The sequence below is a fragment of the Herbaspirillum lusitanum genome (genome assembly GCF_046025995.1).
GTDB classification, from domain to species: Bacteria; Pseudomonadota; Gammaproteobacteria; order Burkholderiales; family Burkholderiaceae_D; genus Herbaspirillum; species Herbaspirillum lusitanum_A.
Window position 1 is genome coordinate 276,538 of sequence record NZ_JAQQFM010000006.1, and the last position, 14,636, is coordinate 291,173.

Sequence of the window (14,636 nt, forward strand, 5' to 3'; positions counted from 1 at the left end):
GCAAAGCAATTGTGGTGCCAGCGACGGGCAGGGCCGGCGCGGCCGTGGGTTTTTGCGCTTGTTGCCGGCGGGCATGAAAGCCCATCAACGTTACGTTTAGCGTAACCGCGATTGCGAAAAAACCGGGTTTTCCGTGACATGGCGCTTCAGTACCATCGGTCGCATCAATCATTTCGGATGCGCTTACCGCGCTTATTGCCATGTCCCTTCCGCTGACCGTTCTGCCCAAGACCAACCACAAATCGCTGCTGTTCGCCGAACTGGCGCTCGATCTGGACAATCTGGATGCCGACTTCGCCGTGCTCGGCATGCCTTACGGCGCTGCTTATTCGCCGCAGGACTACAACAACGATCAGGTCAATGCGCCGACCGCGATCCGTCAGGCTTCGGATCGCGTGATCCGCACGCCCGAGCGTTTCGATTTCGACATCGACGGCCCTCTGCTGCAAAACCGCACCGACATCCGTTTCGTCGATTGCGGCGATGTGCCGGCCGATCTCAGCGATCCGCGCGGCCATTATGTGCGTGCCGAACAGGCCACCCGCAAGATTCTGGCGGCCGGCGCGATTCCTATCGTGCTGGGCGGCGACCACGGCATCACCAATCCGATTCTGCGCGCCTTCGACGATCAGGGCCCGCTGACCATCGTTCACATCGACGCCCACCTCGATTGGCGCGACGAAGTCAACGGCGTCAAGGATGGCTTGTCGAGCCCGATCCGCCGCGCTTCCGAATTGCCCTACGTGAAAGACATCATCCAGATCGGCCTGCGCGCTTCGGGCAGCGCGCGCCAGCAAGAGGCGGACGATGCGCGCAAATGGGGCGCCCAGATCATCACCGCCTATGAATTGCACGACATCGGCATGGATGCGGTGCTGGATCGCATTCCCGACGGCGGACGCTATTACCTGACCATCGACGCCGATGGCCTCGACCCGACCTGCATGCCCGGCGTGGCGGGTCCGGCGCCGGGCGGCGTCAGCTTCGTGCAGGCGCGCAAGCTGATTCACGGCCTGGTGAAAAAGGGCCGTGTGGTCGGCATGGACATCGTCGAGATTCAGCCCGCGCGCGATTTCAATCAACTGTCCTGCATGACGGCGGGGCGTCTGGTGCTCAATCTGATCGGCTCGGCCATCCGCGCCGGTTATTTCGACGGCAAGCGCTGATCCGCAGTCGGCTTTCAGTTTCAGAGGCAGTCAGGCCGGCAAGCATGCGGCCGGTGTCCGGTAGTCATTCAAATCGTTCAGGTCGTTCAACACAAAAGGGGAAAAAGCATGAAGCTCAGGAATCTATTGTTGGTGGGAATGTTGTCGCTCGGCGCGCAAGCGACTGCAGCCTTTGCAGCCGATCCGATCCGGGTGGCGATCGATCCGACGTTCCCTCCCATGGAATACATCCAGGACGGCAAGCACACCGGTTTCGATATCGATCTGGCGGCAGCGCTGTCGGTCAAGATGGGCCGCAAGCTGGAATACACCGACATGGATTTCAAGGGCATGATTCCCTCGGTGATCTCGGGCCGCAATGACATCGTGCTGTCGGCCATCTACATCACCGACGAGCGCAAGAAGGTCGTCGATTTCACCGATCCTTACTTCACCGCCGGTCTGGTGGTGATGGTCAAGAAAGACAACAACGCGATCCAGAAGCCGTCCGACATGGCCGGCAAGCGCGTTGCGGTGCAGGTCGGCACCAAGTCGATCGCCTTCCTGAAGGAAAACTATCCTGAGGCCATCCGCGTGGAAGTCGAGAAGAACGAAGAAATGTTCAACTCGCTGGAAAGCGGTCGCGCCGACGCCGTGGTGACCGGCAAGCCGGCCGCGCTGCTGTACTCCAAGGCGCGCGACACCACCAAGGTGCTGGCCGAGCCGGTGACCAGGGAAGACTACGGCATCGCCGTCAGCAAGAAGCTGCCGCAACTGCGCGAAGACCTGAACAAGGCTCTCAAGGAAATCAAGGCCGACGGCACCTACGACAAACTGATCGTGCGCTGGTTCGGCAAGACGCCCGGCTAAGGTTCAGGGATGGAACTCGATTTTTCGCCGGCGCTGGCTGGCTGGCATGAACTGGCGATGGGCGCTCTGGTGACGGTTGAAGTCACCCTGGCGGCTCTGGTGCTGAGCTGTCTGCTGGGCATACTGATCGGTCTGGCGCGCGTCAATTCCAAGCGCCGGCTGGTCTATACGGCGGCCAATACCTACGTCGTCTTCATTCGCGGCACGCCGTTGCTGGTGCAGCTGTTCATCCTGTATTACGGCCTGCCTTACTTCGGCATCATGCTGCCGGCCTTCGTGTGCGGCGTGCTCGGCATGGGCTGCTATTCGGCGGCCTATGTGTCGGAGATCGTGCGTGGCGCGGTGATTTCGGTGGATCGCGGCCAGATGGAGGCGGCGCGTTCCATGGGCATGTCGGCGCGTCAGGCCATGCGGCTGGTGGTGTTGCCGCAGGCGCTGGTGCGCATGGTGCCGCCGCTGGCGAACGAGTTCATCTCACTGATCAAGAATTCGGCGCTGGTGTCGCTGGTGACGATTCACGATGTCATGCATGAAGGCCAGAAGATCATCAGCGTTTCGTATCGCTCGCTGGAAATCTATCTGGCGATTGCGCTGATCTATCTGGTGCTTACCAGCGCCACCATGTTGTTGCTGAGAAAAGTGGAAGACCGCCTGCGTGCAGGAGGAATGGTGCAATGAAGTCTCACGATGCAAGCACGCCGCCCTCCGGCAGCACGATTGTCAATGTCAACGGTCTGTTCAAGAGCTATGGCGCGCAGCAGGTCTTGCGCAATGTGGATATACAGATCCGGCGCGGCGAAGTGGTGGTGGTGATCGGCCCCAGCGGTTCCGGCAAGAGCACCTTCCTGCGCTGCTGCAACGGTCTTGAAACTGCCGAGCAGGGTTCGATCCGCATCTGCGGCGCCGACCTGCTGCAAGACGGCAAGCCGCTGGCCGAAGATGCACTCAACGCATTGCGCAAGCATGTGGGCATGGTGTTCCAGTCCTTCAATCTGTTTCCGCATCTGTCGGTGCTGGACAACGTCGCCATCGGCCCGCGCAAGATCGTCGGTCTGCCGCGCGACGAGGCCGAAAAGATTGCGCTGGCCTTGCTTGAAAAAGTCGGTCTGGCGCACAAAGCGGCCGCCATGCCGGCCAGCCTCTCGGGCGGCCAAAAGCAGCGCGTGGCGATTGCGCGCGCACTGGCGATGCAGCCCGAGGTGATGCTGTTCGATGAACCGACTTCTGCGCTCGATCCCGAACTGGTGGGCGAAGTGCTGCAGGTGATGCAGCAACTGGCCGCCGAAGGCATGACCATGATCGTGGTCACGCATGAGATGTCGTTTGCGCGCGAAGTGGCCGATGTGCTGGTGGTGATGGAAGAAGGGCGCATCGTCGAGAGCGGCCCGGCCGCGGCCATCTTCGAGCAGCCGCAGCATGCGCGTACGCGCATCTTGCTGCAAAAGTTGTCATCCTAATTTTTCAGAGAGTCCATCATGACTGACATGCGAGGTGTTGGCCGCGCCAACCGCGCCTTTACCGGCATTCCGACCTTTCTGCGCAGCGACATCTGCACCGACCTCGACACCATCGCCGCACGCATGGCGGTGTTCGGCGTGCCGATGGACGAGGGTTCGCCGTATCTGCCGGGCGCACGTTTCGCGCCGCGCAGCATTCGCGAACATTCGATGCGCTTCGCCGCCACCGGTTTCTACGACATCGAACGTGACCGCCATTTTCTGGCGACCGAAATCACCGACGGCAGCATCGTCGATGTCGGCGACGTCGATGTGTTTCCCACCAATGTTGAAAAGACCGCCGAGAACATCAGCGCGATGAGCCGCCAGCTACGCCGGCGCGGCGTGATTCCGGTCGGCATCGGCGGCGATCATTCGGTGAGCTTTCCCATCGTGCGCGGTTTCGAAGAGCCTATCCACGTGATCCAGTTTGACGCTCATCTCGACTTTGCGCCGGTCACGCCCGATCTGCGCTATACCAACGGCCAGCCGTTTCGCCACATCACGGCGCTGCCGCACGTCAAGAGCGTGACGCAGGTCGGCATCCGCAGCCTGCGCGTACGGCCGGTGGAAGTGGCCGATGCGCGCGCCGCCGGCAATCGCATCGTCACCATGAGCGAATTCCACACCCTGACACCGGCCGGCGTCGCACAACTGTTGCCGGCCGGCGAGAAGTGCTACGTCAGCATCGACATCGACGCGCTCGACATGTCGCTGATACCGGGTTGCGTCTCGGCCGAACCTAACGGCCTGATATATGCCGAGCTGCGCGACACTCTGATCGCGCTGGCGCAGCGCATGGACATCGTCGGTTTCGATCTGGTCGAAGTCTGCCCGCCGCTCGACGTCGGCACCGGCGTCACCTCTTATCTGGCGGCGCACGTGATGGTCGAGTTCATGGGCCATATCTTCGCGCGCTGATTTGCACCATGAACTGCAGGCGCTTCAAAGCCAGGGTTCTCCGTTCTGACGCGAGCTGACTTCATCGGTCCACACTTTGAAGCTGCTCAGGGTATTGGGGCCGAAGGTATTGTTGATGGCGACGTCGGCGGCGTCGCGGCCACGGGCAATCAGGACTCTGCCTATGCGCGGCGTATTGTTGCGGGCGTCGAAGGTGTGCCAGCTGCCGTCGAGAAAAACCTCGAACCAGGCTGCGAAGTCCATCGTGCCATAGGGGGGGAGCGTGCCCATGTCGCCGAGGTAACCGGTGCAATAACGTGCCGGGATGTTCATGCAGCGGCAAAAGGCAACTGCCAGGTGGGCGTAGTCGCGACAGACGCCGACCTTCTCCTGAAACGCTTCCAGCGCGGTACGCGTCATGCGCGCGTTTTCGTAGCCGAAGGTGATGTGACGATGGACGTAATCGCAGATGGCCTGCACCCGGCCCCAGCCGGCGGGAGCGTGCTCAAACAGTTGCCAGGCGATGGGCGACAAGCGGTCGGTCTCGCAGTAGCGGCTGCCTAGCAAGAACAGCAAGGGTTCTTCCGGCAGGTCCTGCACCGCAAGCTGTCGCGCCTGCGGCACCAGCATGTCGGGCAGGCCGCTGTCGTTGATGAGGGCATCGGCAGAAATGCGGATGCGGCCTTGCGGCGCGACGATGCGCGTGCACCAGTTGCCGAAACTGTCGCGATAAGCCGAGCGCGGAACCGGCGGATCGAACATCAGATCATCCCGACTGACCAGATCGGAGACCCGCGTGAAGTGCACATTCAGGTTGAAAATCATGGGAGTGGGCTGCGGACAGTCGTAGACCATTTCAAAGCCGATATGGATTTTCATGAGAGCTTCCGGTTTTCAGCCCCGGTGCGCAAGGCACAAGGAAGCCGAGGTTAAGTTGCATTGATATAACAAGATTGCATGGGGTGAACTGCATTCTTCCTGGACTACGATGGATTGCGCAGGGCACATGCCGTACGCAAGCTGTCCATCAGCAAGCTGCGCAATGCCGCCCAGTGTGCCGCCGCCGATTGCAGCAGGCCTTGATTGATCTCCAGTTCGATCCCGATGTAGTCGCTCGCGGCAAAGCGCAGCCGCAAGTGGGCGGTCAGACCATCGCCTTTGCCCGCATAGGGGTAGTTGCGACGCACGCGTACGCCCGGCGCGATTTCCGCCAGGCAGGCCTGCCACTGCGCGCACAGTTCGACCTCGCCTTGCCGCGCGGGGTGATAAAGCAAACCGACGTCGGCGTGTCTTACTTTGCCGTCCAGCTCAGGCGTGAAACTGTGTGAGGAAATGTGAATGACGCGCTGCCCCTCGGACACGGCTTGAGCGACCAGACGCTCAACCTGCTCGCGATAGGGCCGATAGTATTGCGCCAGAATTTGTTCGCGCACCGGCGGCGGCAAGCGGCGCGTGGTCGACGAGAAGAGTGTCGGATGACCGATTGAACGATTGAGATCGACCAGCAAACGGCTCACGGTCGAAGTCACGAGCTTGCCGTCAAACGCTGCCGCCAGTTCCTGCGCCATCAGCAGCGCACCGGGATCGTAGCCGCGATGAGAGTCGAGCAAAACCTGCTCGTCTCGGAACAGACTGTCATAGGGCGCAGGGATGCGATTGCCGCCGTGCTCGCAAGTGATGATGAAAGAATGGATGGAGGCTCCTTCGGCTGAGGTATTCAGGTACATGAAGGAACGCCGCCTCCGTTGTGCCGAGCAGCCGGCGGGAGGTCTTTTGCAAAAAGCCAAAGCGGGCACTTTGATTTGCCCGAACACACAGTAACACGCTTGTCATGAGGGACGTGCATGCGATCTCGTACAGAATTTGCCATTGACGACAAGCGCAGACAGTACGCGCCTTGCTGCGGCCAGCAGGTTTGGTCTCATGCGGGTTTATTTCGTCGATATTTTTCATCTCCGCCTTACGGCGCCGCTGGATCTCCCACGTTTCCCTCCGGCAGGCCCTGCGGTGCGTCACATTTCCCTGCACCCGCGCCGGCTGTGCAATACAGCCGAAGCGTCTTGCACAAATGGATCGTCGCGGGGCGTATCCGCATGCTTTTTTTATTGTCCGAACTTCAATAAAGTCCGGCGATGTACAGCGATGCGGGGTCGGAGTTGCCACTCGGTCAATACAAAGCTGTTAAGAAAATAGTTACAATTCCCTGTCCCAGAAGAAACCTTGGCGCCGTGAGTTGCATGCTGATTCGGCGCGAAGCGCTACCTGATGAATTTCGCAGGCGCCGTCATGGCGCAGATCGAGGTTCTCTGCTGTAACGACATGAGGAGACAGCGTTGAAAAAAGTGACGGCAGACATTGATCAGTCCACAACTGCAGGCCACATCGGTACGCCTCATTGTGCCGGCGATCCGGCATGAGGGAATTCACGGTCCCTGACTATTCTCCGGCTCCTATTGTGGGCATTGTGCTTGCGTGGCTTCTGCTGCTCTTCGCAATGCCGGCGCAGGCAGCCGATGCGCCGGCCGGCGCTCCCGCTTCGGTCGCCTTTTTCTACGGAGCCAATCCGCCGCTGGCCGATCTGCAGGCCTTTGATGTCGCCGTGGTGGAACCCGAATTTGTAAAAAATCCGGCGGCCCGCAATCGCGCGCCAGGCGATGGCGCGCACAGTCTGTTCGCCTATGTCTCGCTGGGCGAGGTGCAACCCGTCCGTCCGTATTACAAGCAGTTGCCGCCGCACAGCCTGCGCGGCGATAACGCGGCCTGGGGCAGCCGTGTGATCGATCAGACGGCACCGGGCTGGCGCGACTTTTTCCTCGACCGCATCATCGCCCCGTTGTGGCAGCAGGGCTGGCGCGGCTTCTTTCTCGATACGCTGGATTCCTACCAGCTGTTTGCCAGGACCGATGCCGAACGCGCCGCACAGACGGCCGCCATGGTCGATATCCTGCGCGAATTCAAACGTCGCTATCCCGATGCCAGACTGATGCTCAACCGCGGCTTCGAGCTGCTGCCGCAGATCGCGCCGCTGACTTACGCGGTCGCCGCGGAGTCCCTGTATCGCGGCTATGATGCCGGCCGCCGCGCCTATCGCGCGGTGCCGGATGAAGATCGCGCCTGGCTGCTGGGCCAGATGGAAACCGTGCGCGACCAATATCACCTGCCGGTGATTTCCATCGATTACGTTGATCCGCAGCAGCCCGGCGCCCGCGATCTGGCGCGCGCCACCGCCGACAAGATTTCCAGCACGGCTTCATTCCCTGGGTGGCGGATGGTGCACTGATGTCGGTCGGTGTCGGCAGCGTCGAGCTGGTGCCGCGCAATGTGCTGGTGTTGCTGGACATTCCGCCCGGGCAGGATGTCCACACCAGTGAGGCGCAACGCTTTCTCGGTATTCAGCTCAACCATCTCGGGCTGCGTTATGAATTCCTTGATCTGAATCGTCAGACCTTGCCTGAGATGCCGCTGGCGGGACGCTATGCCGGCGTGGTGACCTGGTTCCGCAACGGCGTCGATCATCCCGCACTGGTGCCATGGCTGAGCGCGCGCATCAAGGAGGGAGTACCGATTGCGGTGTTCAATACCTTCGGTTTTCAGATGAACCGTCTGAGCGCTGCAGCGCTGGGCCTGAGCAGCGTGATTGCCGCGCCGGTGAGCGGCGACCGGCTGCGCATCGTCAACAGCGATGCACAACTGATCGGATTCGAAACGGTGCCCCGCCCTGATGCCGGATTGCTGGAAAACATCCGGCTTGCTGACCCGACGGCGAGATCTCTGCTGCGTCTGCAGGACAGCCGCAACAATATCTATGATGCGGCAGCGTTGACGCCATGGGGCGGTTTTGTGCTGGCGCCTTTTGCGATTGAAAGCTTGCCGGTGGTGGATGTGCCGCGCTGGGTGCTGCAACCGCTGAAGTTTCTCAAGGCCGCCTTACGCCTGCCCGATCTGCCGGCGCCGGACGTCACTACCGAAGGCGGGCGGCGCATCATGATGAGCCATCTGGACGGCGACGGTTTTCCTTCGAAGTCGGAATATCCCGGCACGCCGTTCGCGGTGGAAGTGCTGCAACGGGAAATCTGGGATCGCTACAAGTTTCCGGTGACGGTGTCGGTGGTGGAGGGCGAGCTGAGTCCGCAGGGCGTGTATCCGGCGCTGTCGGCGCAGACCACTGCACTGGCGCGCAAGATGTTCGCGCTGCCTTATGTGGAGCCGGCCAGCCATTCCTTCTCGCATCCGTTCTCCTGGGCCGATGCGATGAACGGCACCAGCAAGGCCGACATCAACCAGATGGATGGCGATGCTTCGCACACGCTGGAAATCCCGCACTACAAGTTTGACCTGCAGCGTGAAATCAAGGGCTCGATGGATTACATCAACAACACCTTGCTGCCGCCGGGCAAGAAGGCCGAGATTTTCTTCTGGACCGGCAACTGCGTGCCGCCGGCGTCGGCGATTGAGCAGACCTATCTGGACGGCTATCTCAACATGAACGGCGGCGACACGCTGATCACCAACAGTCGCAAGAGCTGGACCGTGATGGCGGCGCAGGGCGTGCGCAAGGAGGGCTGGTATCAGGTATTTGCGCCGAATCAGGATGAGAACGTCTATACCGGCAACTGGACTGGGCCGTTTTACGGCTACGAGCGCGTGATCGAAACCTTCGAGCTGACCGAGGCGCCGATCCGCTTCAAGCCGGTCGATATTTACTACCATTTTTATGCGGGCACCAAACCGGCCTCGATCGCCGCGCTCAACAAGATTCATCGCTGGGCGGCTGCGCAGCCTTTCACCCGCCTGTATGCCTCGCAGTACATCCGCAAGGTGATCGATTTTGAAAACACCAGCATGGCGCGTACGCCCGACGGCCAGCTGGTGGTGCGCACCGGCGCCAATCTGCGCACCTTGCGCCTGCCGGACGGCACGCCTGCTTATGCCGCCGACAGCCCCGGCGTGGCCGGCATCGCGCCCGGGCCGTCCGGCGCCTATCTGATTGCCGCCGCCGCTGAGGTGCGCTTGCAGCCGCCAGCCGACAAGCCTGATCCGGCGCTGCCGACACTGCTGGAAGCCAGCGGCCAGGTGGGCGACTTCAGCCGCAAGCGCAACGGCAATCTCACCGAGCTGCGCTTCTCGCTGACTTCCAACGGTCAGGCCACCTTCAGCGTGGCCGGTGCCAGGCAGTGCAAGGCCAGCGCCGACGGGGCGCCGCTGACTCCCAGCGCCAATCGCGCCAACAGCATCGCCGGCCAGCCCTGGTTCAGGGCGGTCAGCCTCGATCAGACCAGCAATGCCCACTCCGCCCAATCCACCAACTCCGCCAGCATAAGGAACGCCGTACTCCAATATGACATCGGGACCGCAAACGCCAAGATCGCGACAACAAGGCACCTGGTACTCGTTCAATGCTCCCTATGAACGGTTAAGGCTGTTTTCGCCGTGGGCGATCGCCGGTTTCGGACTGGCGGTCGGGCTCGGCCTCGCGCTCGTTTTTCCGCAGGTGTCGCTGCAGCAGAGGCTGGCGACGGCCAATGCCAGCGGCCGTCCGGACCTGTTGACGGTGGAATATCTGAAAGTGTTTCTCAAGGCACAGCCCGGCAACGACGAGTTGCGCCTGGAGCTGATCAAGCAGCTGGTAGCGCTTGGCCAGCTCGACGATGCGCGCCGGCAGCTGGCGCAACTCAGGCTGGTGCAGGATTCGGCGCTGCGCTTTCAGGCGGCGTGGATGGAATACCGGATCCGGCAGCAGGAAACCTTTGCGCTGGCCGAGGGCTCGGCCCAGCGCACGCAGCAGATGGCTGAGCTGCGCGCTCGCCTGCACGATCTGCTGAACTATGCGCTCAGCGCCGATCAATTGCTGGGCCTGTCGCAGGATGCGCTGGCGCTGGGCGACAGCCAGTCGGCCAGGCAGGCCTTTGCGCGGCTGCTGCAGGACAAGGATCATCTCAAGCTGAGCGGCGCCGACGCCCTCAGTCTGGGCAAGCAAAGTCTGGGCATGGGCGACTACCGCAGCAGCGCCGCTTTTTATCTGATGGCGATGGAAAGCGCCGGCTCGCTGGAAACCCGGCGCGCACATTTCCTCACGGCGCTGCGCACCTTGCAGGCCGGCGGCCTGTACGCCGAGGCGCTGGAAACCGCCGACCGCAACCTTGGTCCGCTGGGCAAAGACAAGGAGACGCTGCTGTTTTTGACGCGGCTGGCGCAGTCGGCCAATCGCCCCGACGCGGCGCAGCGCTACGTCAAGCAGCTGCTGCAATTGTCGATGGCGGGGCAATTGCGCACACCCGGGCTTGCGTCGCTGGCCGGCAGCTTTACGCCGGCGCATTTCGAGCGCATGCGCGAATTTGCGGCGGCCTTGCGCATGCCGCTGGCGCTGCGCCATTCGCCCGATACGCTGCGGCGTCAATTGCAGGCAAGTCTGCACGAAGCCCGTCCCGTGCGCGTCGCCAGCCTCGCAAACGGTGGCGATGCAGCGCCTGCCGACCAGCAGGGCCTCGCGCGTCTGCCGTTCGACGACGAGATTTATACCCTGGCCTACACGGTCTTTCTCGCCAATCGCAATCTGACTGATGCCCGCCTGCTGGCGCAATCGGCGGTGCGGCAACAGCCGGCGGCCGCAGCCTGGCGCAAGCGTCTGGCCGAAGTCAGCGAGTGGAGCGGCCTGCCGCAGGAAGCCACGCCGCAATGGCTGGCCTACGCCCGCCAGAGCGGCGACGAAGCGGGCTGGGATGCGGTGCTGCGCCTGAGCGGCGGCACCTTCGAGCAGGACATTCTGATCGAGTCGCTGCAGCATAAGCTGCAAAGCGATCCCGGCAACCAGCAATGGCTGGAGCAGTTGCTGGCGCAGTATGAAAACATCGGCCAGCCGGAGCGCGCCATCGCCTTGCTGGAAGCGCGCCTGAAAGAAAATTCGCGCGGCTTGACCCGCGCCCGTCGCGCCGCACTGATGGAAGCACTGGCGCGCGTCTATCTGCGCGTGGGGCAGGACGACGCTGCGCTCGACGTGTTGCGCAGCATGCGGCGCGAGTTCGGTCCGACGCCGGAGAATGCCTTGCTGGCCGCCAATCAGCTTTATCTGCGCGGACGCATAGAAGAAGCCATGGCGGTGTTGCAGGAAGCGGCGCCGGCCGCGCCGCCGGAGAATGCCGATTTCTGGCGCGCCTATGCCGAAGTCGCGCGCTTTCTGCAACGCGACGACGATGCCCGGCGCGGTTACCGGCAGATGCTGTCTTCCGACAAGGCCGAGCCGAATGACCTCAGCAATCTGATCGCGCTGATTCAGGATCAGGAACCGCGCGCCGCCGCCAATCTGGCCGAGTTCGGCTATCGCCTCAGCGGCGACCGCAATTTCGCGATACAGGCGCTGAGCTATCGCCAGCGTGCCGGCGATATCGAAGGCGCTCGCCGGTTTCTCGACAGCCTCAAGCCCGAACAAAACGCCGAGCTGGAAAAGAGCATCCAGTTTCTGACCGCCCGCGCGGCGCAGGCGCAGTTGCGGCGCGACTTGCCGGCGGCGCGCGCCGACATGGTCAAGGCGCTGACGCTGCGACCCGACTCGCCCGATGCGCGCGCCGAACTGATCTGGATCTTGATCGCCGGCCGCGAAGCCGAGCTGCTCAAGCGCGCGCTCGACCTGTGGGCGGCCGATGCCGAAAATGCGCCGATTCTGTGGGGGCCTTTCGCCGCCGCCAACATGTCGCTGAACCGCCAGCCGACCGCGCTGCACTGGTTCCGTAAATCCGGCTTTGCGCAAAACGATTATCTGTGGCTGATGAGCTATGCCGAGGCGCTGGACGCCACCAGTCAGCCTGATCTGGCCTGGCGCATCCGGCGTCGCGCCTGGTTCGAGCTGCGCGATCCGCAGGTGCTGCGCAATATGCCGCCGTCGCAATCGCGCGAAATGCGCGACCGGCTGGCTTCGCTGGTGCCGCTGTTCATGCAGTCCGATGCCGGCTTGCGCGTGATGCAGGCGCTGCTGCAGTCCGATGCGGCGAAGCTGTCGCAACCCGAACAGCATTTGCCGCCGGTCGACGGGCCGGGCTTGCTGCGCGAGATGGAGGACAGCCAGATGCGGGACGCCGCGGCAGGCAATGCACAGTCGGCGTTGACGCAGAAACTGGGGCGGGGGCCGGATGCGCTGTTCGCGCGCAATGCGGAATCCGGCCAGCGGCCGCGCGACGATGCGCGCTTGTCGTCCAGCGTGCGCGAGCTGGCGCTGGCCTATGCCATGAATCAGAACGCATCCGATCTGGCGCGCGCCTGGCTGGCCACGCGCTTTGCGCGCCAGCTCGACAAACCGCTCTGGGGGGAATTGACGCTGGCACTGGCCGCTGACGACCGCGACGGCCTCAACCGCATGCTCGACGATCTGCCGGACTGGCTGCCCATGTACGACCGCGTCGAAGCCGCCAGACAGGCCGGACGCATTCCGCTGGCGCAGACCCTGGCCTTCGATCAGCTGGCGCTGCTGCCGGCCGACGAAGAACTGCATGCGCGCCTGACCAATCTGGTGACCGAAGATCCACCCAAATTTAGTGCCGGTTACACCAGCAGCCGCGAATTTCCGCTGGAGACCAGGCGCTTCGATCTGAAGACCGGGGCGGCGCTGACGCCGGGCATGACTTTCTTCTTCGGTTTCTCCGAACGACTGCAAAGCAGCAGCGACACGTCGCAGCTCGACAACGTGCCGCGCACGGATCGCCTGTTCGAGCTGAGCCTGCGGCGTCGTATCGAAAACGGTTTCGTCAGCGCCGGCCTGCAGCGGCGGCAGGCGGCCGAAAGTTTTAACGGCCTGCATCTGGAATTCAGTCGCCAGCTCACCCCCAAGCTGACGCTGAACGGCGCCGGCGGACTCGGCCAGATGGCCACCGAGTCGGCGCTGATGCGTGTGGGCGGCAAGCGCAGCGGCGGCGAGCTGAACCTGAACATGCAGATCAGCCGCACCGAATATCTGCGCCTGGGCGGCGGCTATCAGCGCTATTACACCCAGGCCGGCACCGCGCTGGGCAGCGGTCGCACGCTCAATGTCGAAGCCGGCACGCACTTCCGCGTCGAGTATCCGAATCTGACTTTGCGCACTTATGTTTCGGATGCGAAGTTCGTCGACAAGGGCGCCTCCGACGATCAGATCGCAAGGCTGGCACCAGCCGGCAGCGACCCGGCCGGCTTCCGCTACATGCCGCTCGATTCACGTGTGTTCGGCATTGCCCTGGGCGCCGGCACGGTGGCAGAGACGGCCTATACCCGGGCCTGGCGGCCGTATGCCGAAATCGGCCTGACGCGCACGTCGGACATCGGCTGGGGGCGCAATCTGCGCGCCGGCGTGGCCGGCAGCGTGATCGGGCAAGACGTGCTGAGCATTGGTCTGCAAAGCACCAGCGCCACGCCGAATACGCCGCAGCGCGGTTTCGAGCTGGGCGTCAATTATCGCTGGCTGTATTGAACTCAAGTGCGGAGGAAGGAGCTATGCCAATGAATCATGCTTTCATTCTCACCTCGCCGTGGCGGCGAGCGGATTTTCCGCATCGCCTGAATCGCTGTCAGGAGCACTTTCATCCAGCCGTCTTTGCGGCCATTTTTGCCGCCATTCCCGATGCCATTCCCGATGCCATTTCGGTCTCTGTTTCAATGTCCACTTACTCCACTCACCGGTGATTTTCATGAACAATCGCAAACTTATACTTCCGCTGCGGCTGCTGAAACTGGCTGCCATCGCCGTCTTTGGCATTGCGCTGGCAGCCTGCTCCACCACCGAAATAGGGCGCGCGCCGACCTTGCAAGCCGGCGCGCAATGGGGCGTGCTGCCGTTCGCCAACCATACCGAAACGCCGCAAGCCGGCCTGCGCGCCGAATCGATTGCCGAGAACATCCTGCGCGCCAATGGTCTGGCCAACCTGCGTCACTATCCGGCGGCACTCAACAATGAAACTCTGTTCGAACCGATGGACCGCAAGCAGATGGATGCGGCGCTGGAATGGGCACGCGCCGAAAACCTGACTTACGCCCTGACCGGCACCGTCGATGAATGGCGCTACAAGGTCGGCATCGACGGCGAACCGGCGGTCGGCCTGACGCTGCAACTGGTCGAGGTGTCCAGCGGCAAGGTGATCTGGGCGGCGACCGGCGGCAAGAGCGGCTGGAGCCGTGAAGCCTTGTCGGCGGTGGCGCAGAAGCTGTCGCGCACCATGCTGTCGCCGCTCATCGCCAGTCAGCCCAAGCCCTAAGTCCGGAGAGC

General features: G+C 62.6%; 12 protein-coding genes. 10 read left to right on the forward strand and 2 right to left on the reverse strand.

Annotated elements, in window-relative coordinates; genetic code table 11:
- Positions 1–200 precede the first annotated feature (200 nt).
- From PQR62_RS15035 to PQR62_RS15055, 5 genes are all read left to right on the forward strand, one after another.
- Positions 201–1,166 carry an agmatinase gene (locus PQR62_RS15035; protein ID WP_408158779.1) on the forward strand — a complete coding sequence of 322 codons (966 nt, stop codon included), beginning with the start codon at positions 201–203 and terminating at the stop codon, positions 1,164–1,166.
- Positions 1,167–1,274: 108 nt separating this feature from the next.
- Positions 1,275–2,015, forward strand: coding sequence for a transporter substrate-binding domain-containing protein (locus tag PQR62_RS15040; RefSeq protein ID WP_408158780.1), 741 nt, complete (start codon positions 1,275–1,277; stop codon positions 2,013–2,015).
- A 9-nt stretch (positions 2,016–2,024) separates the two neighbouring features.
- Positions 2,025–2,693 (forward strand): amino acid ABC transporter permease, encoded by a 669-nt coding sequence (locus tag PQR62_RS15045; RefSeq protein ID WP_408158781.1) that lies wholly within the window; start codon positions 2,025–2,027, stop codon positions 2,691–2,693.
- The gene (locus tag PQR62_RS15050) at positions 2,690–3,472 is read left to right on the forward strand and encodes an amino acid ABC transporter ATP-binding protein (RefSeq protein WP_408158782.1); all 783 of its coding nucleotides are present in this window, start codon (positions 2,690–2,692) and stop codon (positions 3,470–3,472) included. Before PQR62_RS15045 ends, PQR62_RS15050 begins: the two co-directional genes overlap by 4 nt.
- Before the next feature lie 18 nt (positions 3,473–3,490).
- Complete coding sequence (locus PQR62_RS15055; protein WP_408158783.1) at positions 3,491–4,432, forward strand: arginase family protein; 942 nt, start codon at positions 3,491–3,493, stop codon at positions 4,430–4,432.
- Positions 4,433–4,456: 24 nt separating this feature from the next.
- On the opposite strand, the gene PQR62_RS15060 is transcribed toward PQR62_RS15055, so the two are convergent.
- Both PQR62_RS15060 and PQR62_RS15065 read right to left on the reverse strand, forming a co-directional pair.
- The gene (locus tag PQR62_RS15060) at positions 4,457–5,290 is read right to left on the reverse strand and encodes a transglutaminase-like domain-containing protein (RefSeq protein ID WP_408158784.1); all 834 of its coding nucleotides are present in this window, start codon (positions 5,288–5,290) and stop codon (positions 4,457–4,459) included.
- Between the two features lie 104 nt (positions 5,291–5,394).
- On the reverse strand, positions 5,395–6,138 hold the full coding sequence (locus PQR62_RS15065) for an N-formylglutamate amidohydrolase (RefSeq protein ID WP_408158785.1): 744 nt from the start codon (positions 6,136–6,138) through the stop codon (positions 5,395–5,397).
- A 767-nt stretch (positions 6,139–6,905) separates the two neighbouring features.
- Between PQR62_RS15065 and PQR62_RS15070 the strand changes: the two genes are divergently transcribed.
- The 5 genes from PQR62_RS15070 to PQR62_RS15090 are packed head-to-tail and all read left to right on the forward strand — an operon-like array spanning position 6,906 to position 14,625.
- Positions 6,906–7,691, forward strand: coding sequence for an endo alpha-1,4 polygalactosaminidase (locus PQR62_RS15070; RefSeq protein ID WP_408158786.1), 786 nt, complete (start codon positions 6,906–6,908; stop codon positions 7,689–7,691).
- Entirely contained in the window at positions 7,691–9,820 is a 2,130-nt protein-coding gene (locus PQR62_RS15075; RefSeq protein WP_408158787.1) for a polysaccharide deacetylase family protein, read from the forward strand. The genes PQR62_RS15070 and PQR62_RS15075 overlap by 1 nt, the downstream gene beginning before the upstream one ends.
- Positions 9,750–13,844: a tetratricopeptide repeat protein gene (locus PQR62_RS15080; protein ID WP_408158788.1), complete on the forward strand. Its 4,095-nt coding sequence runs from the start codon at positions 9,750–9,752 to the stop codon at positions 13,842–13,844. Before PQR62_RS15075 ends, PQR62_RS15080 begins: the two co-directional genes overlap by 71 nt.
- A gap of 29 nt (positions 13,845–13,873) precedes the next feature.
- Positions 13,874–14,056 carry a hypothetical protein gene (locus PQR62_RS15085; RefSeq protein ID WP_408158789.1) on the forward strand — a complete coding sequence of 61 codons (183 nt, stop codon included), beginning with the start codon at positions 13,874–13,876 and terminating at the stop codon, positions 14,054–14,056.
- A gap of 5 nt (positions 14,057–14,061) precedes the next feature.
- Positions 14,062–14,625 (forward strand): penicillin-binding protein activator LpoB, encoded by a 564-nt coding sequence (locus PQR62_RS15090; RefSeq protein ID WP_408158790.1) that lies wholly within the window; start codon positions 14,062–14,064, stop codon positions 14,623–14,625.
- Positions 14,626–14,636: the final 11 nt, after the last annotated feature.